This is a genomic window from Paraburkholderia aspalathi (assembly GCF_900116445.1).
GTDB classification, from domain to species: domain Bacteria; phylum Pseudomonadota; class Gammaproteobacteria; order Burkholderiales; family Burkholderiaceae; genus Paraburkholderia; species Paraburkholderia aspalathi.
This window is the reverse complement of record NZ_FPBH01000032.1, coordinates 99,650-121,081: the sequence shown is the minus strand read 5'-3', so window position 1 is coordinate 121,081 and position 21,432 is coordinate 99,650. Positions and strand designations below refer to the sequence as shown.

The following is a 21,432-nucleotide window of genomic DNA, read 5'->3' as shown; positions in this document are numbered from 1 at the left end:
CCCCTTCCCATCCCGAACAGGACCGTGAAACGACTCCACGCCGATGATAGTGCGGATTCCCGTGTGAAAGTAGGTAATCGTCAGGCTCCCCAGCATGACCAGAAATCCCACCCTAAAAGGTGGGGTTTCTGCGTTTACGGCGCAGAACGCAGAGGCAGAAAGAGCCTTCTGCCTCCAGCCGGGTCATCACGACGACGATGGCATGCTCACGCCGGGACTTCTCCAGTTCTTCCGGCAAGTCACTCCTTCCCGATTCGCAGCGCGTTCGCGTACCCCGTCAGTTCCAGATAAGCACGTCCAACGTCCGCACCATCACGACTCACCCGCACGGCACCTTCCCAATACACTGCGCCCGTCGACTGACGGGAATCGAGTTCCTGGTCGTCCATCAACGGATCGAGGCGCCACGTAAGCGCGCCGGTTTTGACCGTCATCGACACGGGATACGACGTGTTCGTGCGTGGCGAGCGCCATGTGCGAACTGGAGTGAAATCGACCTGATCGCGGCCGAACGCCGTCACCTGACCATCGCGATTTCTGAGTGCGGCATGTGCCCATATTGCGTGTCCATCGCGACTGCGAACCTTGAAAGCCATCAAGGCTGAACCGTCCGTCAGATTGGCGCCGAGCCAATCCCATCCGACCGCGTCGGCATCGAGGAGCGTGCTGGACCATTCGTGATCGAGCCACGCCGCGCCGGTAACGGCCGTTTCGCCCGTCGATTTGCTGCCTGCCGAGACCGGTCGAACTACGCTGCCAGTCACGCGCAATTGTGGCTCGCTGTAGTAATAGCTTGCCTGTTCCGGCCGCGGACCCTTGCGCGAGTAGCCGTGTTCGCCCTGGACCAAAGGAGCCTGCGTCGGCGTCAGTGCGAGGCGCAGCGCGAATCCGTTCGCGTCCACTGTAACGTCGTAGTGACCGTCGCCGGCACGGACGATTTTCCATGCATCGAGTTTGACGTCGGTATTGTCTGACTTCGCATACGCCAACCCGAAGCCTTGGCGGGCAATGCGCTGATCGTGCGTCAGATGACCAAGCGCAGGATCGCTTAACGCGGCGTGGGCAACGATCAATTGCGATGGTGCGAACGCACTCGGGTCCGCTGCGTCGTGACCGGTTGCCGAGCGAAAGAAGGTGATCTGGAAACCGAGCGGCTGATTGTCCGGTGTCGTGAGCCAGCCTGTTGCGTACCACCACTCGGTGCGAAAAGCCGGGTGTGCGCCGCTATCTTGCGGCAGCACGATCGAATGGTCCGGCGTGACCGCTGCGAACTCAGATGTCGCGGCGACCGCAGATGCGGTGACCATCAAACCCACCCAAAGCAACGCCGCATGAATCGTAGCGCTCAGTCGCCGTGCACTTGCGAGGCGGGGCAGCGCAGCCGATGACTTGCCTGAAGCGCTGTTCGGCAGACAGAGGCGACCGGCTCCTCGATAAGAGCACGCCGTCGCTCGATACGTCGCTTGATACGCCGACCCGTGCGCCACGTCATACATCGACTCCCGCACCACCTCCCGCGACGACCCACCCATCACCAATCCTCCTTCACCGCGCGCACCGCATCCACCGACACCGCGCCTCGTCCCGCAATCACCGCCGTCGAACACGACGAAGCCAGCATCACCAACGCCACCGTGCCGAGCACTGTCCATGGAACGTGCAGCGACATGCTCCAGTGAAACGACTGCGGATTGACGACGAACACCAGGATCAGACTGATCGCGAATCCAAGAACGAAGCCCATCGCGATGCCGCAAGCGGTGAGCATCCCGCCTTCGAGCGCAAGAATCGCGAGAACCTGCGAGCGGGTCACGCCCACATGCCGCAGCATGCCGAACTCACGGGCCCGTGCGAGTGTCTGCGCGGAAAACGTCGCCGCGACGCCGAACAGGCCGATCACGATCGCGACTCCCTCGAGAAGATAAGTGACGGCAAAACTTCGATCGAAAATGACCAGCGTACGCGCACGGATTTCGCCTGGTTGCGACAGGGTCAGCGATGCGCCGAAGGGCAGCGCACGCAGGCCGGCCATCACGCGTTCGACGCTCGTTCCCGGTTGAACGGTGACAGCCACATCCGTCGCGCCAGTGTCGGCGGTTAGGCGTCGATAATCCGCAAGCCGTATCTGAATCGCACCGGTCTGCCGCACGTAATCACGCCATACACCGGCTACAACGAACACGTGGCCGCGCTCACCAAGCGGTAACTGCACGCGCTGACCAAGCTTGTACCCATACAGATCGACCATTGCTTCGGATACCCAAACAGGTGTCTCGCCCTCATGCAACTCGGAAGGAGGCAGCACCGCCCCGGTCATCTGCAGATTTGCGCCCGGATCAGCGGCGTCGATTTCACGGGCGAGCACGGCGATGTCCGGCCGTGCAGGATCGAGCGTGAGATGCGAGGTGCGAGCGAACGCTGCCGTCTTGATGCCGGGCACGGTACGCAGCAGAGTCTGTTCGTCGGGGCGCAAGCCACCGGTGTCGCCGTTCGGTGCCACGCGAACGTACAGATCGGCCGAGAGCAGGTGGCCCAACCAGTCTTCGACAGAAACACGGAAGCTCGCCACCATGATCGCCATCGCGACGATCAGCGCGAAGCTTGACAGCACGCCGCCCATTGCGATCGATGCATGGCCTGGCGCATTCGCGAGACGCGCCAATGCCAACGTGCTCGCCGCGCCAGCCCGACGCCGCGCGCCAATAGCACGGCTTGCCGCGCCAAAGATCAAAGCCGTCACGCGCGGCATCAGCGCAATCCCACCGACCAGCAACAGCGCAACCGCCAGATAGCCGCCAATAGGCGCATCGAACAGAGGCGGCACTTGAGTGAGCACGGCGGCAACCAGCAGACATGCCAACGCGGGCCAAGGCGTAGCGAGCCGGGCTAGTGCGCCTTCTTCGGCACCGGCTTTGAGCGCCGCCGCGGGCTGCGCACGCGCCGCCTCCAACGCGGGGGCAAGACTGCCTAATACCGACACGGCGATGCCGAGGATCAGAAATAGTGCGGTAGCGAGCGGCTCGAAACCGACGTGCGGCTGCACGCCGGGAAAGTAGCCACCGCCCAGGTCGCTGCCGAAAAAACGCAACGCGCCGCTCGCCATCGCATAGCCGAGCGCGAGTCCGGACAGCGAACCGAGCAGGCCGAGCAGTGCGCCTTCCATCAGGATCTGGCGCAGCAACTGGCCGCGCGTCAGTCCAAGCACGCGCAGCATTGCGAACTGGGCACGGCGTCGCACGACGCCCAGTGCCTGCGTCGAAAACACGAGGAACGCGCCAGTGAAAAGCGCCACCAGCGCGAGCACGTTCATATTGATTCGATAGGCGCGCGACAAACGATCGGTGCGGCTTTCGGCGTCGCGCGTCTCGGAGATCACCCACCGGCTGCCGAGTTGCGCTTGCAGATCACGTTTGAAGCGTTCGCGATCGACGCCGCGTTCGAGTTGCACGTCGATGCGCGACAGCTTGCCCACCTTGCCGAACTTCCACTGAGCGGTGGCAATATCCATTACCGCAAGCCGCTGTCCCGGCCTTGTTCTCACGGGACCGCCGGCCACACGAAAGTGCACGATCGACGTGCCGCTTTGCAGTGCCACGTCATCGCCGATCTTCACGTTCAACCATTGTTGAGCCGCCGCCGAAAGAAACATCGTATCGGCCGCAACGGTATCGAACGGCCGATCCGGCGACGGCACGCCGATCAGATCAGGGGCAATGCGGCTTGCCTTGAAGACATCGATACCGAGTACGGGCAATGCGGCGCTCTGATCCGGTACGGTCACATCGAGAGCCAGTACCGGACTCGCCAGCACTACACCAGGCTCAGCCGACAAACGCGGGTAGATGGATTCGTCGAATAAAGGTTGCGCACCGCGCACCTGCAGATCGGCCTCGCCCGACAGGCTGCGCGCCGCCGCCGAGAACTCGTTGAAGGCCGCACTGTTGATCAATTGAACGGCGTAGCCAAGCGCGACGCCGAGCGCGATCGTTGCGATTGCAACCAGTGCGCGTCCGCGATGACTGCGCCACTCTGCGCCCAACAGCCAACGCGCGAGCCTGCGATGACCTCGCATTCGTTCCAGTGGGCGCGGGTCAGCGTGCATCATCAGCTGAACGCGCAGCGGATCGAGCGTCGGGGGCCGAGCCGGAAAAGGCGTTGCGCCCCAATGAAGCATGCAAACCGCCGTCGCTCAAAATCAGAATGCGGTCCGCCACTGCCGCGGCCGCCTCCGAGTGCGTGACCATGATGGTGGCCGCACCGGTTGCCTTGCTTTGCGTGCGGAACAGGCCGAGTACTTCGTGTGCGGTATCGGGATCGAGGTTGCCGGTGGGTTCGTCGGCGAGAATCAGTTTCGGACGATGCACGAGCGCCCGCGCAATGGCGACGCGTTGCAACTCGCCGCCCGACAGCTGCCGCGGAAAATCATCGCCACGGCCACTCAAGCCGACGGCAGCCAGCATCTCGAGCGCGCCGGCCATGGGCAGCTCGTTTAACAGCAGCGGCAACGCAACATTCTGTGCAAGCGTCAGATGAGGCAGTACGTGAAACGCCTGGAACACGAAGCCCAGTTTTTGCCGGCGCAACCGCGTTGCCGCGTTGTCATCCAGATGCGAGACTGCGCTGCCGTCGATGATCACGTCGCCGCTATCCGCACGGTCGAGCCCTGCAATGAGATTGAGCAGCGTCGATTTGCCGACGCCGGAGTCACCCATGATCGCGACGAATTCACCCGGCGCGAGCGTGAAATCGAGGTGCGCCAGCACGATGCGGCCGGCGCCATACGTCTTGCCAAGCCCGCGGCATTCGAGCGCGGGAACGACACCTTCATCACGAAGCGGCATGCGGTATCCGATAAGTCTGGCCGGTGAGGGCGGCGTCCAGGCGTGCGAAGAACTACCGTACTACGCACGAGCGTCGGCCCCTGAACCGCCGAAGTATATTCGGGTTCTGTAAGGCTCGCAGGCGAGCGCCGCCATAGCCCGATACCTGTCCGATAATGAACCGCCACCCCGATCGATAGGGTCTTTTCGGGCTCGCGCCGACGCTTCTTTAGAGTGCCGGATCAAAAAAATTTTCTGCTCGTGGGCGCGTTAAATTTTCGCCGGCGGCTCGAAATCGGCTTTGATGGCGTGTCGTGCACCAGAATGATTTATTTCGACGCGATCGTCTCGTCTAAGCGCTTATGCAAGAGCGGCTAATCGCCCGCCAATTGCTTGCTTCTTCATGTAAAAAGCATGGTGTATACCCTGGGAAAATTGCTTTGTGCGTCTGCACATTTTTCGGCGTTTCGCAAGGGCAGGCGTGGCAACAATGCATTACCAAGGGCGTTGCAGCGTTGTTGCGCTGCAAAAGTATTCTTATCTTGGTAATCTCCCACCCTTGGTCATTCGACTGCGGGTAAACGTGAGGCAGGCAGCACTGCTTCCACGTCAATTTCAGCGAAATCCAGCCTACATATCCATTTCAATGCTTTCGTTTTTGAAGGCATTGATGCGGCGTTTTGTATTTCAAGTTTTCAACAGAACACATGCCATTGCCTCCGCTTCTTAGCCTACTCATCTGGATCCCTATTGTCGCCGGCCTGGTGGTTTTGCGTGCCGGATCGGACGCGGCACGTAGCCGCACGCGATGGCTCGCGTTGATCGGCGCGATAGCGGGTTTCCTGCCGGTGATTCCGCTCGTATCGAATTTCCGTAACGACGTGACGTCGATGCAGTTCGTCGAGAACGTCCGCTGGTCGCCCACATTCGATATCGCGTGGCACGTGGGGGTGGATGGCATTTCGCTGTGGCTCGTCGCGTTGACCGCGCTGACCACGATCATCATCGTGGTCGCCTCGTGGGAGTCGATCACCGAGCGCACCGCGCAGTACTTCGGCGCCTTCCTGATGCTGTCGGGTTTCATGCAGGGCGTGTTCACGTCGATGGACGGCATGCTGTTCTTCATCTCGTTCGAAGCGACGCTGATTCCGCTGTACCTGCTGATCGGGACGTGGGGCAATTCGAACCGCTCGTATGCTGCGGTGAAGTTCTTCTTCGTCTCGTTCCTCGGCTCTTTGATGATGCTGATGTCGATGCTGTACCTGTATGCGCAGACGCACAGCTTCGACCTCGCGCTGTGGCGTGAAACGCGCCTCGGCACATGGCCGCAGGTTCTGATCTTTCTCGGCTTCCTTGCTGCGTTCGGTGTGAAGGTGCCGATGTGGCCGCTGCACACGTGGCTGCCTGACGTCCACCTTGACGGCCCGACCGGCGCCGCGGTGATGATCGGCATGCTCAAGCTGGGCGGCTACGGTCTGCTGCGTTTCGCGTTGCCGATCGCCCCGCAAGCCAGTCATTTCTTCGCGCCGATGATGATCACGCTGTCGCTGGTCGCGGTGATCTATTCGAGCCTGCTGGCACTCGTGCAGACCGACATGCGCCGCCTGCTCGCGTATTCGACGATCGCGCACATGGGCCTCGTGACGCTCGGCCTGTTCGTCTTCAACCGTATCGGCCAGGCCGGTGCGATCGTGCAGATGCTGTCGTACGGCGTGGTGTCCGGTGCGATGCTGCTGTGCACGGGCATGCTCTTCGACCGCACGAAGACGGCTTCGATCGCTGAATACGGCGGCGTTGCCAACACGATGCCGCGCTTCGCCGCGTTCGTGATGCTGTTCTCGATGGCCAATATCGGTCTGCCGGGTACCTCGGGTTTTGTCGGCGAGTTTATGGTGTTGATGGGCGCGATCCGCTTCAATTTCTGGATCGGCGCCATCGCGGCCTCCACGCTGGTCCTGAGCGCGGCCTACACGCTGTGGATGTACAAGCGCGTGATTTTCGGCGCGATTGCCAATGCACGCGTCGCGAAGCTTCAGGACCTCGGCAAGCGCGAGTTCGTGCTGCTCGGCGCGATGGCTTTGCTGGTGCTGGCCATCGGTATCAATCCGAAGCCGTTCACCGATGCGATCGACCCGTCGGTCGGCACGCTGCTGGCGCAATCGGAACGTAGCCTGCATCCGTCAGACTCCGTACCGGCTGACGGTGGCGAGCACCTGCAGGCTGCGGCGCCCGCTACTGTCGCGGCACGCACACCGGGCTGATCAAAACAAGGCGCGTGTCGCAGGTGCAACATCCGTCGCCAGGATGTTGCCAGGGCGGACGCGCTTTTTCGCACCCATACATACGTCCTTTCTGGGCATCCGCGCAGCCTAATCGCTCAGGTCACGCTGCGTTTTAATGCTTGTTTGAAGGGACTTTTGTGATCCGGCGATCCCGCCGGCACTTCGCAATAGCGCATTGCAAACCCTCACGTGCGCACAGCAGTGCGGCAACATGTCACACGGTGTTGCGGCGCAATAGATCGTTGCGAAAACGAGTGTTTATATCCCCTTGACGACCCCCTATTATGCGATCGCTTACTAATGGAGAGCGGTCGAATGACGTTCGTTGAAGTCGTAGAAGAAAGGCAATGGATATGAAAGGAAAAACGCTGCGAGGGTCGGCAGGTTTCCTTTCCGCCGGCCTTGTGTTGTTGCTCTCGGGTTGCAGCAACCTCGATGTTTTGAATCCGAAGGGGAGTGTGGGTCTGGCTGAACGTGAGCTGATTGCCACGTCGCTCTGGGCCATGCTGATCGTGGTCGTTCCGGTTATCGCGCTCACGCTGCTGTTCGCATGGCGCTATCGCGAGTCGAACAGGAATGCCGAGTACAAGCCGGGTTGGGTGCATTCCACCGGCATTGAAATCGCCATCTGGACGATTCCGACGCTGATCATTCTGTTCCTCGCCGTGCTGACGTGGAAGAGCACACACGAGCTCGATCCGTATAAACCGCTCGAGTCGCAGGTCAAGCCGATCAACGTCGAAGTCGTCGCACTCGACTGGAAGTGGCTCTTCATCTATCCCGACCTCGGCATTGCATCGGTGAACCAGCTGGCGTTCCCGGTCGGCACGCCGGTGAACTTCCTCATCACGTCCGACACGGTGATGAACTCCTTCTTCATTCCGCAACTCGGCGGCCAGATATACGCGATGGCGGGCATGCAAACGCGTCTGCATCTGATCGCCGACGAGGCCGGCAACTACGCAGGCACCGCGGCGAACTTCAGCGGCAAGGGCTTCTCGGACATGAAGTTCCGCGCGCTCGCCACGTCGCCCGACGAATTCAACGCGTGGGTCAGCAAGGTCCGCGCCTCGTCCGACCGTCTCGACATGGACCGCTATCACGCGATGTCGGCGCCTACCGAGAAGGAGCCGGTGCGCTACTTCTCGTCGGTCGATCCGAAGCTCTTTCACAACATCATTGCCCGATACAACAACGGTAACGTCCTCGACAACATGAACGACGCTAACTGTGCGCCTAAGGGTAAGGGGTAACGCATGTTCGGAAAACTTACGCTCGATGCGATTCCGTACCACGAGCCAATCATCGTGGGCGCGGGCATCTTCATGGCGCTCGTCGGGTTGGCTGTGCTCGGCACGGTCACCTATCTCGGCAAATGGCGCTACCTGTGGACGGAATGGCTGACCTCCGTCGACCATAAGAAGCTCGGCATCATGTACATCATCGTGGCGATGATCATGCTGCTGCGCGGCTTCTCGGACGCGATCATGATGCGTCTGCAACAGGCGCTCGGCTATATGAGCCCCGGCTATCTGCCGCCGCACCACTATGACCAGGTGTTCACGGCCCACGGCGTCATCATGATTTTCTTCATGGCGATGGCATTCATGATCGGCCTGATGAACCTGATCGTGCCGCTGCAGATCGGTGCGCGCGACGTTGCGTTCCCCTTCATCAACTCGTTGAGCTTCTGGATGACCGCGGTCAGCGCGATTCTGATCAACGTGTCGCTGGTGATCGGTGAGTTCGCGCAAACAGGTTGGTTGGCTTATCCGCCGCTGTCGGAGTTGCAGTTCAGTCCGGGTGTCGGGGTCGACTATTACCTGTGGAGTTTGCAGCTCTCCGGTATCGGCACCTTGCTTACCGGCGTGAACTTCTTCGCGACGATCGTGAAGATGCGTGCCCCGGGCATGACCTGGATGAAGATGCCGGTGTTCACGTGGACCGCGCTCTGCACCAACGTGCTGATCATGGCCTCGTTCCCGATCCTGACCGTGACGCTTGCGTTGCTCGGTCTGGACCGCTACCTCGGCATGCACTTCTTCACGAACGACGGTGGCGGCAACGCCATGCTGTACCTGAACCTGATCTGGGCATGGGGTCACCCTGAGGTGTACATCCTGATCCTGCCGGCGTTCGGTATTTTCTCGGAAGTCGTCGCTACCTTCGCCAAGAAGCCGCTGTTTGGCTACAAGACGATGGTGTGGGCAACCTGCGCGATCATGGTGCTGTCGTTCCTCGTGTGGCTGCACCACTTCTTCACGATGGGTTCGGGCGCCGACGTCAATGCGTTCTTCGGCATTGCGACGATGGTGATTGCGATTCCGACCGGCGTGAAGGTGTTCAACTGGTTGTTCACGATCTACAAGGGCCGTCTGGAATTCACCACGCCTGTACTGTGGACGATCGGCTTCATGATCACGTTCACGATCGGCGGGATGACCGGCGTGATGATGGCGATCCCGGGCGCGGACTTCGTGCTGCACAACAGCCTGTTCCTGATCGCTCACTTCCACAATGTGATCATCGGTGGCGTGCTGTTCGGTTATCTGGCCGGTTTCAACTACTGGTTCCCGAAAGCGTTCGGTTTCAAGCTGAACGAAAAACTCGGCAAGGCTGCGTTCTGGTTCTGGCTGGTCGGTTTCTATGTCGCGTTCATGCCGCTGTATGTGCTCGGCTTCATGGGCATGACGCGCCGTCTGAACCATTACGACAATCCGGCATGGCACCCGTGGCTGATCCTCGCTGCATTCGGCGCGGGGCTGATCGCTATCGGCATTGCCTGCCAGCTGGCGCAGCTGTACGTCAGTATCCGCGACCGTAATCTGCCGGAAAATCGCGACGTCACAGGCGATCCGTGGAACGGTCATACGCTGGAATGGGCGATGAGCTCGCCGCCGCCGGTGTACAACTTCGCGATCATCCCGACAGTGCGCAAGCTGGATGCGTTCACCGACATGAAGTCGCGTAAAGCGCCGCAAGCAGAGCCGGTGTATCGCGACATTCATATGCCGTCGAATACGTCAGCGGGTCTGCTGGTTGGCCTGTTTTCGCTGGCGCTCGGCTTTGCCGGTGTGTGGCACATCTGGTGGCTGGCGATCGTCGGCCTGGTCGGTGCAATCGGCGCGGTGATCATCTATAGCTTCCAGGACAACGACGGCTATTACATCCCGGCCGACACGGTCGCGTTGATTGAAGAAAAACGCTCCGGCGCTGGTGCCCACATTGCGGTTGAGGTGGACTGATGCTACAGAAGACTATTGCGGTTCAACCGCATCTCGCGCCGGACCATGTGCCGTCGCAATCGGTATTCGGTTTCTGGCTGTACCTGATGACCGACTGCATCATCTTTGCCGCGCTCTTCGCCGTATTCGCGGTGATGGGCCATCAGTTCGCGGGTGGCCCGACCGGTAAAGATCTGTTCGAGATCCCGGGCGTCGCGCTTGAAACGTCGATGCTGCTGTTGAGCAGTATCACGTACGGCTTCGCGATGCTGGGCGCGCACAAGAACCGGAAGGGCGTGCTGCTCTTCTGGCTCGGCGTGACCTTCCTGCTGGGTCTCGCGTTCCTCGTGCTGGAAATGCGTGAGTTCTCGCACCTGATCGCCCAGGGTGCGGGCCCGAGCCGCAGCGCGTTCCTGTCGTCGTTCTTTACGCTGGTCGGCACGCACGGTTTGCACGTGACGTGCGGCCTGATCTGGATGGTGGTGCTCGCCGTGCAGGTGATGCGTCATCGCGATCTGACCGAACGCGACATGATTCGCCTGACGTGCCTGAGCCTGTTCTGGCACTTTCTGGACGTCGTGTGGATTGGCGTCTTCACCTTTGTCTATCTTGCGAGCGTGATCTAAATGGACCATAGCCATCACTCACATCTGGCGCACCCGGACGAAGGACACGGCGGAGAAAGTCACGGCAGCTTCGGCAGCTATACGGTGGGTTTCATTCTCTCCGTCATCCTGACTGCCGCGGCTTTCGGTCTCGTCCTCAACGGGACGTTGACCGGCGAGAACGCTCTGCTCGCAATCGCAGGCCTCGCGTTCGTGCAGATCGTCGTGCATCTGATTTTCTTCCTGCACATGAACGCGTCGTCGGCACAGCGCTGGAACGTCATGGCGTTCGGCTTCACTGTGCTCACGGCCGTGATTCTGATCGTCGGGTCATTGTGGATCATGCATAACGTCAGCATGCATATGATGTCCCGCTAGGCGGAAAACGTAGCCACTTGAGAAAAAGCCCCGCAAGGTGAAAACTTTGCGGGGCTTTTTACGTTTTCCGGCGCGACGGTTATGTACGGGGTGTGAGTCTCTGCCGGAAACGCCATGACGTATGGTGGATTCCGTTGCGGGTCCAGCGGATTGCTTTGAGCAGCGGCCGCATGCGGTTGCCACGAACCTGTTCGAGCGGTCGTGCGGCCTGCGGCGCGAGCTGTTCGATTACCGCTTCCGGCGTTGTGAAAAGACGCGTGTGCCAGTCCCAGTAGAGCGGGTAACGTAGCAGCACGCCCGCGCATAACATGTCCAGCGTTAGCGTGCGATGCCGCCATGGCACCGGTGCGAGTGCGTCGTGCGTTAGTCCCCAGCCCGCATAGAAAGGCAGCCCGTACGTGAAGACCGCTTTGCCGCGCAACAATGCATCGAAGCCTGCGAGCGATGAGAGTGTGTGCACTTCGTCCGCCACGTCGACGAGCGACAGCAAGTCGGCTTCCGTATCGACCATGTCCGCGAGTTGCTGCGCATCGATCAGTCCATTGCGATTACCCGACAGCACATCCGGATGCGGTTTGTAGACCACGAAAGCGTCGGGACGCAGCCTGCGTACTTCGCGTAGTAGCGCGTCGGCCGTGCCGATGGCGCGTGTGCCGAGCCGGATCGATGCGTCGTCGGCGACCTGGCCCGGGACCAGTACGACTTGTTTGCCTTTCGGTGCGGTCCACGCAGGGCGACGTCGGCCCAGGTTGTATTTGGTGACACCGAGCCTGACAACCTGATCGCGCAGTGCCGCGGCGCGTGCCAGTTCGGTTGCGCTGAACTCGCTTTCGTTGAGCAGCACGCTGAGATCGCTCGGCTGGCTCGCGTCGAAATAGAGGCCGCGCCGGTCGATCACCTGACTGCGCGGCGCGATCATGTCGGAGCCGAGACCTGTCGAATGAAAGAAACCGTCTTCGATTCTGACGTGGCGAACCCCGGGCGCAAGACCTTCCGCGCTGCGCGCGCCCCACAATACTGCGCATTCGTTCGTTTGCACGGACTGCGGCTTGCGCGTCCAGCGTAACGTAGCGCCGCCGGCGCTTACGTATGGCGTCGCAAACGGGCGCTTCCACCATTGGAAGCGTATCCCTGCTACGTGCCGCAAATCCGCGAATCGATGCTGGACGGTCCGCTGCAGCTCGATGCTGTCGAGCAGATCGTCGAGCGTGCCAGGCGTGTGCGTGAACGGATTCAGATAGCGTGTGAAGCGCAGGAAGACCACGTCGAATAGGGCGGCGAGCGTGGGCCGTGCGCTGCGGTTCGGCAAGTGCAGATCGTCGTCGGTCAATCCCCAGCCTGCGTAATAGGGCGCGCCGAATACATGTACGGGCGCGCCGGCCATCAGCGCATGCATGCCCTCCGAGGCGCCCAGCGTGTAGACGTGATCGACATGAGGCAATGCGGCGCACAGCGATTCGTGATCGGCAAGGGGGCGAACGTCTGGCGGCATACCGTCAATCGACGAAGAAAGCCAGCGCCCCGCACCTTTGTCATCCGATCGGGCGATCCAGAATTCGGCTTGCGGATGGGCTGACCGTGCGGCTTGCACCATCCGCAAGAAGGCGCGACGAGTGTTGCGAGCCGCTATTACGCCGAGTCCATAAGAACGGGCACGCTCGTCAATCAGCATGACGCGAGTTAGGCGTTTGGTCTCGAGCAATGCGGCGGGGCAGCCGTATTGCGTCCGACGCTTTGTCGAGGCATGGCTGTGCACGAACCTTTGCATCAGTCGCTCGACTTCGGGGGGGACGCCGGCGTTCCGATCGTGTTCGAGCGCGACGGTGAGTGCCGAATTGATCGCGAGAGCGAAAGCATCGGCGCTAGCATCGGTCACCGGTGCCGTGAACCACGACAACAGGGGCGTACCGGATACGCCTCGCGACCAGACCGGCCCAGGCCACGCGACGCTGACGCCCTTGCCGCAGACGCGGGCGAGGCGCAATGCGAGGCGCCCGAACCATCGATCGATCCACAGATGTTCCGAACGCTCTCTCATCTAACGCAACGTCTCAAGAAAGCCGTCGACATGCTCGAAATGCTCCGCCCATGTCGGTTCGCGAAAGCGTTTGATGCGTGCCAATTGTGCGTCGCGCGCCGGGCTGCTGGCTTGGGCATAGGCCTGGATGCTGGCGAGCCAGCCGGGACCGTCGAGTGGGTCGAGATAGTCCGGAATGTCGTCGGCGATTTCATGGAAAACGTCGAGGTCGCTGGCGAGCACCGGCACCTTGAGGGCGAGCGCTTCGGCGAGCGGCATGCCGTATCCCTCGACAAATGATGGGAACAGTAGCGCCTGAGCGTGCTGCAGATAAGCGTGAAGCTGCTCGTCGGAGCAGTGTGCTTCTTCTATCACGACGCCTTTGAGGCTTTCGCAGCGCTCCAGCATATCCACAACGTTTTCGCATTCCCAGCCGCGCCGGCCGATTACAACCAGCTTCGGTGCGGCTGCGCCGAGTTGTTCGGCGATACGCCGCCATACATGCAGGATGAACCAGTGGTTCTTGCGCGGCTCGATCGTGCCGAGCATCACGAAGTAGGGTGAGGGCAGTGGGCGCTCTACGAGTGGGCGTTGGGTGACGCCTGAGGCGAGGCGTGCGACTACGCTCGGCGGGAGCTTGAGACCGGCGCGCTCGGCTTCGACCGCGAGCGAGTCGAGCGTGGCTTGCGAATTGGCGATCAGGCCGCTCGCGTGCATCAGCGCTGTGTGCATGCGATGCCGGTGAGTTGCATCTACTCCCGGGCGGCAATATTCGGCGTGGGTTAACGGAATTAAATCGTGAACCATGAATACGGGGCGAACTTGACGCTGTGTCATGGCCCGGTAATAACGCCCGAATTCCATCCCGTTGTGACTCGTATGCAACAACACACCATTAATTCTTGTTTCTCGCAAGCGATTAAGGCACGCGCGTACGACTAAGGCACGAATAGCGTTTCTATTGCGGATCGATGAGAGCAGCATTGCAAACGTTTGCTGTGAATCTCTCTCGGTTAAAACCGTGGCAAAGCCGCGCTCGCTAAGGATTGCGCGCGCTCGAGCGCCATACTTTTGAATGTAAGCAAGTCCGACACGGTCGATCCCGGTGGGCAGCAGCCCATTATTGAGGCGACTCACGAGGCGAGTAACGTCCAGAAAAATCGCGGGGTTCATACGGAAAATTCTTTCGAGGTCTTGGGAACTGTGTCAAAATGTAACATCGCGTAAGTCGCGCATTGTATTAGCGTTGCCGATGCCTGCAAAGCGCAATTTATCCCCGCGGTTTCCTTCCTCGCCAAGGTCTCCGAAAACAATAAAGGCAATCCTCGATTGCATGTTGCTTAACTAAGATGCGCATTTGTCTCGTTCTGAAATCGACTGCATTGGTCGTAGCTGCGGCATTCCTTGGCGCGTGCTCTAACATTCCTTCGGCAGGCCCGCGCGCAAGTCAGGTTGAGTCAACCCGGGCTGAACTAAGTGCAAAAGGTATTGAATTAATCGACATAAATGCCCAGGTAGTAAAGCAGCTGGCTTCGCGGCGCGCTTCTTCAACTTTTTCTGAGGCTTTCGGAAATCAAGCGCCTGCTCAAAAAGGTCTGGGGCCTGGCGATGTGCTTGACGTGACGGTATGGGAGGCCCCGCCGGCTGCGTTGTTTGGTGGGCTTCAGGCTGAGGGCCTAGCGCCGGCAGGCGGGCAATCAATTGCGCTGCCGAGTCAGGTCGTTGATAGCTCTGGTGGCATCTCGGTACCCTTTGTTGGCCGTATTCAGGCTGCGGGACTTTCCACTGAGCAACTGGGGGCCGAGATCGCCCGGCGTTTGAGGGGCAAAGCCAATCAACCTCAGGTTCTGGTTCGCCTTGCGCAAAACCAGACATCGTTTATTACCGTGGTAAGCGATGGTGGGGGCGCCGTTCGGGTTCCTTTCACGCCAAAGGCGGAACGGCTGCTCGACGCATTGACAAGTGCGGGCGCGGCTCACCAGTCGTTGGATAAGCTTACTGTCCAAATCGTCCGCGGAAATCAAATTGCGCGCATGCCGTTTGCGCGGATCATTGATGATCCGCACCAAAACATACCGCTGTTTCCGGGCGACACTATTGCAGTCCTCTATCAGCCGAATACATTTACGGCGCTTGGTGCCACGGGTAAGAACGATGAAATCAGCTTCGAGGCTCCGGGTATTTCCCTTGCGCAAGCCTTGGCGAGAACGGGTGGCTTGAATGATAATCGGGCTGACCCTCGCGGTGTTTTCGTGTTTCGCATGGAGGAGCGTTTGCCCTTCGGCATGCCGGATGCGTCGCGCGTACAATCCACGGACGAAAAAGTGCCCGTTATTTATCGAATCGATCTAACGGATCCGGGTAGCTATTTCATCGCGCGCAGTTTTATGATCGACGACAAGGATATCGTCTATGTGGCCAATGCGCCTATCGCCGATCTCCAAAAGTTTCTCAATGTATTGTTCTCGGTTGCTTACCCGATTGTAAATTCAGTGAATTCATTTAAATGAATTTTTTTCAAGAAAATTTAATTCACTAGATATGTCGGGTATGAAAGATGTAGCTAATGTGTTGGCCGAAATTCACTCGATGGTTCAGGCGCGTGCGTATGACTCCGCCGTTAACCTCGCGACGCAACTGATCCAGCATTCGGAAGAGCATGCGGCGGTTTTCCGTGCGCGAAGTGGGGCACTGGCAAGTGCGGGGCGGATGGCTGAGGCTAGGAATGACGCTGCGCGCTGCCTTGAATTGGAGCCGGACAATCTCGATTACGTGATTCATGCTGCATCTCTGGCAGTCGAGGTCGGACGCCCACACGAAGCGATTGGATTGCTGAAAGATCGAATTGGCGATATGGGAGACGGCTCTGCTGAGCGAGTATTGAGTGGCGCATGCGCCGCTTCTGGTGAGTTTCGGCGTGCATTGCACTATGCGGAAATCGCGCTCGAGCGGCAGCCGCGTCATAGCGAATTCCGCGCGCACCGCGATGGACTCCAACGACAAATCGGTCGACAGATGCAGGTTGTGCGACGGGCGGCCAGCGTTGTGGCGCCCACCGTCAGGCCCCCAGCATCAGCTTTGCGTATGCAAGGCAGGGTTTTGTATGCTCTCGTTTTGCGTGAAATCGCAGGGCAATATGAGCGATCGCGCCTAGGATACCTCTGGGCAATCATTGAACCAATTGTGCACCTGATGGTGCTCGGTCTGTTCTTTTCGCTGCTCAATCATGCTACCGCGCCGCTTGGTCACAACCTGTACCTGTTTTATCTAACGGGACTTCTGCCGTTTTTCATGATCATTCACACCGGTTCGAAAGTCATGCACGGGCTTTCAGCAAACCGATCGCTGTTGCTACTTCCACCAATCAAAGCTCTCGACATTTTACTTGCGCGTGGTCTTCTTTCTCTGCTTACCGAATTGCTGGTGGCGATCCTGATACTGGGCATCTTCAATCTGCTTGGCATTTCCGCTGTACCGCAGGATAGTTTGCTCACCTTGGGTGCATTGCTGCTTGCGTGGTTCTTCGGTGTATCGCTCGGCATCTTTATGGCAATGCTGGGTGAACTCTTTGAGTCGTGGGAGATGATTTGGTCTCAGATCACGCGGGTAATGTACTTTTGCAGCGGTATCTTCTACGTCGCTGAAAAGATGCCCCCTCAGATTCGCGCAGTGCTCATTTGGAACCCTGTATTGCAATGCATTGAGTTATTGCGTTCAGGCTTTTATAGCGGTTTTGCTCCGCCGTGGCTACAGCCCGGGTACGTGCTGCTGGCGGCTATGGTTTTGCTGGCAGGAGGTGGGGCGCTCCTGCATCTGTTTTCCCGCCACATTGGAGCCGAGGAATGATCGAGTTTTCTCGGGTTTCGAAGGCATTCCGAACCACGCGCGGCAGTAAAGTGATTCTGGACGACGTTAGTTTTGTCGTTCCGAAGGGACGTAATCTAGCTATCCTCGGTCGCAACGGAGCGGGGAAGTCGACGTTGATTCGGCTCATTGCTGGTGCAGAGAAGCCCAGCAGCGGTGTAATTCGACGGAGTGGTGCGATTTCATTTCCGATGGCTCTAAGCAGTTTTTTCATTAGCGGCCTAAGCGCGCGCCAGAATGTGATCTTTGCGTCGCGCGTCTATGGCTATGCTCCGCATGAGGTGATGGAGTACGTGGAGGACTTCTGCGAGATCGGCGCGTATTTCGATATGCCGATTAAAACGTTCTCATCGGGCATGCGCGCCCGCTTGGCGTTTGGCCTAAGTCTCGCATTTCGATTTGATACTTATCTTATCGACGAAGTAACTGCCGTTGGAGACGCTGCGTTTCGCCAGAAAGCGCAGGCAGCACTCGACGAACGAATTCGCGAAGCGAATGTAATTTTGGTTTCGCACAATAATGATGTCCTTCGAGACTCATGTGACTGCGGTTTAGTACTCGATAGTGGTGCGGCTGTACTGTACGACGACATAGAGACTGCCATCCAAGCCTATACAGAAATTGTTCAATTCAATGGCCACTACTGATCCATTAAGCCTTCCGCACAATCGTCCCCTTGGCATTGCGTTGCCACGCGGCAAAGCTTTGCTGTTTTTGCTTATATGTGTGCTACCTACGATTCTCACGGCGATCTATTACGGGCTCGTGGCAAGGCCCGAATACGTCACGACTGTCACGTTCGGAGTGCGCCCAGCAGAGCCGGCGCAGACCAAGAATGAAGGGGCCGGCATTGCGCAAGCTGTGCCCTTCTCTTCAGAAGTTGGAATCACATCTTACGGGGTGGTGCAATATCTCGATAGCGAAGCATTTGTACGTGATCTTGGCGGACGGGTGAATCTCAATGATCTCTTTGGCCCAACACGCGGAGACCTACTGGATCATTTGCCGCTTGACGCCGACACTAATCAGAAGCAGCGCTTTCTCCGAGGCAAGGTCAAACCGTACTTTGACATCACGACTGGTCTTGTCACCGTTGAGTTGAAGGCATTTAGCGCCCAGGATTCATATGATTTGTCGCGCCATGTACTGGCGATATCGGAAGGGCTGATTAACGCTATCTCTGAGCGCGTACGGCACGACGCTGTTGAAAGTTCGAATCGAGATGTGGGGCGCGTCTTGCAACAACTCAACGAGAAGCGGTTTGAGTTGGCGCGTGCACGTAAGCAGTACGGCCTCGTTGATCCTTCAGCGCTAGCCCTGAATAATCTGCAGCTCGCCAATAAGCTCAAGGAGGATCTCATCACGTTACAGGCACAACGAGATGCGATGGGCACGGATCTGAGCGCCGACTCTCCCATCATGAAAAATCTGAATGGAAAAATAGGGGTGGTGGCGGCTGAGTTGCGTCAACTCAATAACACATCCGGCTTAGGGGCGAGCGCGCAAAGCTACGCGCCGCAACTTGAGCAGTTCGAGAATCTAAAGTCAGATATTAGTGTGCTCGAGAAGCAGTATGCGAATGCGTCGGATGCTCAGCAGCGGCAAATCACAAATGCGGAGCGGCAATCTTTGTATCTCATCAAGTTTGTCGATGCTGTCAAGCCAGACAGCGCGACTTGGCCTCACGGTTGGCGAATAGTATTTTTTGCGTTGGTGGCAAGTTTCCTCGCTTGGGCAATCGTTGTGCTTGCTGTTCAGGCGACGCGAGATCACCTTACCTAAATATTGATTCAATTTGAAAGCAGGAAGCAGCCACTCGATTTGGAGCGCGCTGTCAATTTACTATTTCAAGAATGAAAATGACCTCTAAGTTCAACACTAACGGGAAGCCTAGGTTGGCGATCATTAGCACTTTCGACGAACTGTGTGGGATTGCTGGCTACACAAAGGCGTTGGTGCCACAGCTTGACGATTATTTTGATGTCACAGTTTTTGATCTTGATCAGTTTTTCTTTCGCAGCGAGGCTAAGTCGGTTCAGAAGCTCGCCGATATAGAAATTAGCAGGATCTGCGAAGAGCTTCGTGATTTCGATGTTGTCAATATCCAACTAGAGCACGGTACGCTAGGGCGTACCAAAAAGGCGATCTTTCGTCGATTTGAGAAAATCGTCAAAGCTTCACCGCGATTGTGCGTGACTTTCCATACCATCCTTCAGTCCTTGCCATTTCCCTGGCAGGACATTGCAGGCTCGGCCTTGAAATTTCGTTTCGGTAAAGCCGTCGGTGTCTGGCGTGCTCATGTTGGCAACAATTTGCTATCAACGGAGCTGTACAAAAGACTCAAGGCGAGCAAGGCGTCGGTGATCGTTCATACGCGCCGCGACATGCGGATGTTGAAGTACGTGCATCAGATCGACAAGGTGTTTGACCATCCCTTGGCTTTTTATCCCCAGCGAGTCGTCGACGAAGTCAAGCGCACGGCGCGTCGAAGTGATTTTCCACGGCTTGGCAAGCTTCCAGACGATGCGATTGTGCTTGGCTGCTTCGGCTTTGTCAGCAAGTACAAGGGCATCGACGTAGCGCTGCGAGCTCTTCGGCTGTTACCTCCTAATTTTCATTTGGCCATATTCGGCGGCTTACACCCGAACGAGATTAAAAAAGGCGTTGCGCTAGACAGCTATCTATCTGATCTGGTGGACCAGATCGAGCCGGGGCGAAAGTGGCTTGACATTGAAGGTGAGGAGGATGCAAAGCTGAACTTGACACTCGGTGCAAGCGATTACGAGCGATTGAGCACGTCTAAGCATCCCGCGGATCTTTCTTCGCGCGTCCATTTCATGGGCGCCTTGAAAGACGAGGACTTTCCCAAGGCAATGCATATCAGCGACATCGCATTGTTGCCGTACATGGAAGTTGGTCAGTCTTCTTCCGGGCCAATGTCCATCGCGCTCGAAATGGGCAAACCTGTCGTGGCATCTCGAACTAGGGCCTTTATGCAAATTGAGCGCTATCACCCTGACCGCATATCTCTGTTCGAGGTCGGAAATTTTCTGGAACTATCTCAAGTTGTCTCAGCCGTCGCGTCAGGAGGGCACAAATGTGACGCGACTACCTATGATACTGAGAGCAATGCCGGCGTCTATCGTCGAGCGCTTGGATACTAATGACACCCACAAAATCCATTGTCGTTTCCGGTTTTTGGGGTAGAGGGAATACCGGTGACGAAGCGATGCTGCAGCAGCTCTACCGGTTCCTTTCGCCTAAGTTTCCGGTCAAGCTGTCGCTAGACAAGCACGGGGCTCATGATGGCTTTTGGAACTGGTACCCATATCATTGCTGCGAAAGCGTGCATCAACTTGATGTTGGGCCGGTAGAGCCCGATCGCGCAGCGGCTTTGCATATTGGAGGTGGAGGATTAAGTTTCAGCTTTAATGGCGCGCAGTTACTTCATGCAATCCTCGGCAATGTGCCGGTTTTGATCGCAGGTGTTGATTTTCCTTCAGCAGCTGGAGACGCGTATTTGCGTGATCGATCACGAGCGGAATTGCTGACCCGCCATCTGGCGTTTGTGAGCTTCCGAACTCGGTGGAGTTTTGAGCGCTACTCGATGATGTCGAGCAAAGCACATCTAGGAGCCGATTGGGCTTGGGATTTACCAACCGGTGATGTTCCGGAAGATTGGAATGTCGCGGAAAACACAGTCACGATCGTTGTGCGGGAAGAAAACGGCGCAGAGTTCGCACCCGACGGTGGGCGCATTGAACTGCTTGCGCGCAAGCTTGAAAGCTTGGGATTTCAATGCCTGTTTTTGCCTTTTTCTCCGGAAGATGCGCGCGAAATGAGGGCGTATGCGTCAAGCGAACGGATTGCGCAGATGTGCGAGTGTTGGTGGAATCCGCAAGCCACCAAAGCTGTTTTGGCAAAAAGTCGCCTTGTGCTGTCGGTTGGGCGTTATCACCCGCTAATTTTTGGGGCAGCGCTAGGAAGACCTGTCGCATACATCGAGACACCACGGATACCGTGGCAATTGAAAATCGTGACTATCTGCGACGACCTTCACCTGCCGTTGTTTTCTTTGGCAGACGCTCTCGATCAGCCGTGGCGACTGATACGCGAAGCGGACGCGCGCGCGTCACTAGATCGATCCTTCTATTCTGAGCGGTTGGAGGATATGAAGTACCGATATATGCAGAAATTGAACTCATATTTATAGATTCAGTGCACCTCATAAGGTGTGCTTTG

16 protein-coding genes and 1 rRNA gene are annotated in these 21,432 nt (G+C 58.1%); 12 read left to right on the top strand and 5 right to left on the bottom strand.

What is annotated here, in order from left to right:
• A 5S ribosomal RNA gene (gene rrf / locus BM438_RS47095) occupies positions 1-86 on the top strand; the annotation flags it as partial.
• A 153-nt stretch (positions 87-239) separates the two neighbouring features.
• Here rrf and BM438_RS35870 read toward each other — a convergent pair.
• The 3 genes from BM438_RS35870 to BM438_RS35860 all read right to left on the bottom strand — a co-directional run bounded on the left by BM438_RS35870 (position 240) and on the right by BM438_RS35860 (position 4,841).
• Entirely contained in the window at positions 240-1,307 is a 1,068-nt protein-coding gene (locus BM438_RS35870) for a lipocalin-like domain-containing protein (protein ID WP_093644586.1), read from the bottom strand.
• Positions 1,308-1,531: 224 nt separating this feature from the next.
• The gene (locus BM438_RS35865; RefSeq protein ID WP_425270758.1) at positions 1,532-4,105 is read right to left on the bottom strand and encodes an FtsX-like permease family protein; all 2,574 of its coding nucleotides are present in this window, start codon (positions 4,103-4,105) and stop codon (positions 1,532-1,534) included.
• Positions 4,092-4,841 (bottom strand): ABC transporter ATP-binding protein, encoded by a 750-nt coding sequence (locus BM438_RS35860; RefSeq protein ID WP_093644563.1) that lies wholly within the window; start codon positions 4,839-4,841, stop codon positions 4,092-4,094. The genes BM438_RS35865 and BM438_RS35860 overlap by 14 nt, the downstream gene beginning before the upstream one ends.
• A 686-nt stretch (positions 4,842-5,527) precedes the next feature.
• Between BM438_RS35860 and BM438_RS35855 the strand changes: the two genes are divergently transcribed.
• The 5 genes from BM438_RS35855 (at position 5,528) to cyoD (ending at position 11,309) form a co-directional block, all read left to right on the top strand.
• Positions 5,528-7,081, top strand: coding sequence for an NADH-quinone oxidoreductase subunit M (locus BM438_RS35855; protein ID WP_093644582.1), 1,554 nt, complete (start codon positions 5,528-5,530; stop codon positions 7,079-7,081).
• Positions 7,082-7,455: 374 nt separating this feature from the next.
• The gene (gene cyoA / locus BM438_RS35850) at positions 7,456-8,355 is read left to right on the top strand and encodes a ubiquinol oxidase subunit II (protein WP_093644561.1); all 900 of its coding nucleotides are present in this window, start codon (positions 7,456-7,458) and stop codon (positions 8,353-8,355) included.
• Between the two features lie 3 nt (positions 8,356-8,358).
• On the top strand, positions 8,359-10,347 hold the full coding sequence (gene cyoB / locus BM438_RS35845; protein ID WP_093644559.1) for a cytochrome o ubiquinol oxidase subunit I: 1,989 nt from the start codon (positions 8,359-8,361) through the stop codon (positions 10,345-10,347).
• Entirely contained in the window at positions 10,347-10,952 is a 606-nt protein-coding gene (gene cyoC, locus BM438_RS35840; protein ID WP_054038616.1) for a cytochrome o ubiquinol oxidase subunit III, read from the top strand. The genes cyoB and cyoC overlap by 1 nt, the downstream gene beginning before the upstream one ends.
• Positions 10,953-11,309 carry a cytochrome o ubiquinol oxidase subunit IV gene (cyoD, locus tag BM438_RS35835; protein ID WP_093644557.1) on the top strand — a complete coding sequence of 119 codons (357 nt, stop codon included), beginning with the start codon at positions 10,953-10,955 and terminating at the stop codon, positions 11,307-11,309.
• A gap of 79 nt (positions 11,310-11,388) precedes the next feature.
• Here the strand turns inward: cyoD and BM438_RS35830 are convergent, their stop codons facing one another.
• Positions 11,389-13,347, bottom strand: a complete 1,959-nt coding sequence (locus BM438_RS35830) for a capsular polysaccharide biosynthesis protein (protein ID WP_093644555.1) — start codon at positions 13,345-13,347, stop codon at positions 11,389-11,391.
• Positions 13,348-14,499, bottom strand: a complete 1,152-nt coding sequence (locus BM438_RS35825) for a glycosyltransferase family 4 protein (protein WP_093644553.1) — start codon at positions 14,497-14,499, stop codon at positions 13,348-13,350.
• Between the two features lie 176 nt (positions 14,500-14,675).
• On the opposite strand from BM438_RS35825, the gene BM438_RS35820 reads away from it, so the two are divergent.
• From BM438_RS35820 to BM438_RS35795, 6 genes are all read left to right on the top strand, one after another.
• Positions 14,676-15,836 carry a polysaccharide biosynthesis/export family protein gene (locus BM438_RS35820; RefSeq protein WP_093644551.1) on the top strand — a complete coding sequence of 387 codons (1,161 nt, stop codon included), beginning with the start codon at positions 14,676-14,678 and terminating at the stop codon, positions 15,834-15,836.
• A gap of 40 nt (positions 15,837-15,876) precedes the next feature.
• On the top strand, positions 15,877-17,172 hold the full coding sequence (locus BM438_RS35815; RefSeq protein WP_167378512.1) for an ABC transporter permease: 1,296 nt from the start codon (positions 15,877-15,879) through the stop codon (positions 17,170-17,172).
• On the top strand, positions 17,169-17,837 hold the full coding sequence (locus tag BM438_RS35810; RefSeq protein ID WP_093644547.1) for an ABC transporter ATP-binding protein: 669 nt from the start codon (positions 17,169-17,171) through the stop codon (positions 17,835-17,837). The genes BM438_RS35815 and BM438_RS35810 overlap by 4 nt, the downstream gene beginning before the upstream one ends.
• Positions 17,824-18,972 (top strand): KpsE/RkpR family capsule polysaccharide export protein, encoded by a 1,149-nt coding sequence (locus BM438_RS35805; protein ID WP_143131818.1) that lies wholly within the window; start codon positions 17,824-17,826, stop codon positions 18,970-18,972. Before BM438_RS35810 ends, BM438_RS35805 begins: the two co-directional genes overlap by 14 nt.
• 77 nt (positions 18,973-19,049) lie before the next feature.
• On the top strand, positions 19,050-20,354 hold the full coding sequence (locus BM438_RS35800) for a glycosyltransferase (RefSeq protein ID WP_167378511.1): 1,305 nt from the start codon (positions 19,050-19,052) through the stop codon (positions 20,352-20,354).
• The gene (locus BM438_RS35795) at positions 20,354-21,403 is read left to right on the top strand and encodes a polysaccharide pyruvyl transferase family protein (protein ID WP_093644541.1); all 1,050 of its coding nucleotides are present in this window, start codon (positions 20,354-20,356) and stop codon (positions 21,401-21,403) included. The genes BM438_RS35800 and BM438_RS35795 overlap by 1 nt, the downstream gene beginning before the upstream one ends.
• Positions 21,404-21,432: the final 29 nt, after the last annotated feature.

Bases quoted from the DNA above. Each gene is read 5' to 3' on its own strand.
- BM438_RS35860 (WP_093644563.1), bottom strand. From the start codon at position 4,841: ATGCCGCTTCGTGATGAAGGTGTCGTTCCCGCGCTCGAATGCCGCGGG.
- cyoA (WP_093644561.1), top strand. From the start codon at position 7,456: ATGAAAGGAAAAACGCTGCGAGGGTCGGCAGGTTTCCTTTCCGCCGGC.
- BM438_RS35795 (WP_093644541.1), top strand. From the start codon at position 20,354: ATGACACCCACAAAATCCATTGTCGTTTCCGGTTTTTGGGGTAGAGGG.
- BM438_RS35865 (WP_425270758.1), bottom strand. From the start codon at position 4,105: ATGATGCACGCTGACCCGCGCCCACTGGAACGAATGCGAGGTCATCGC.
- BM438_RS35830 (WP_093644555.1), bottom strand. From the start codon at position 13,347: ATGAGAGAGCGTTCGGAACATCTGTGGATCGATCGATGGTTCGGGCGC.
- BM438_RS35855 (WP_093644582.1), top strand. From the start codon at position 5,528: ATGCCATTGCCTCCGCTTCTTAGCCTACTCATCTGGATCCCTATTGTC.
- cyoB (WP_093644559.1), top strand. From the start codon at position 8,359: ATGTTCGGAAAACTTACGCTCGATGCGATTCCGTACCACGAGCCAATC.
- BM438_RS35870 (WP_093644586.1), bottom strand. From the start codon at position 1,307: ATGGTCACCGCATCTGCGGTCGCCGCGACATCTGAGTTCGCAGCGGTC.
- cyoD (WP_093644557.1), top strand. From the start codon at position 10,953: ATGGACCATAGCCATCACTCACATCTGGCGCACCCGGACGAAGGACAC.
- BM438_RS35805 (WP_143131818.1), top strand. From the start codon at position 17,824: ATGGCCACTACTGATCCATTAAGCCTTCCGCACAATCGTCCCCTTGGC.
- BM438_RS35815 (WP_167378512.1), top strand. From the start codon at position 15,877: ATGAAAGATGTAGCTAATGTGTTGGCCGAAATTCACTCGATGGTTCAG.
- cyoC (WP_054038616.1), top strand. From the start codon at position 10,347: ATGCTACAGAAGACTATTGCGGTTCAACCGCATCTCGCGCCGGACCAT.
- BM438_RS35810 (WP_093644547.1), top strand. From the start codon at position 17,169: ATGATCGAGTTTTCTCGGGTTTCGAAGGCATTCCGAACCACGCGCGGC.
- BM438_RS35825 (WP_093644553.1), bottom strand. From the start codon at position 14,499: ATGAACCCCGCGATTTTTCTGGACGTTACTCGCCTCGTGAGTCGCCTC.
- BM438_RS35820 (WP_093644551.1), top strand. From the start codon at position 14,676: ATGCGCATTTGTCTCGTTCTGAAATCGACTGCATTGGTCGTAGCTGCG.
- BM438_RS35800 (WP_167378511.1), top strand. From the start codon at position 19,050: ATGACCTCTAAGTTCAACACTAACGGGAAGCCTAGGTTGGCGATCATT.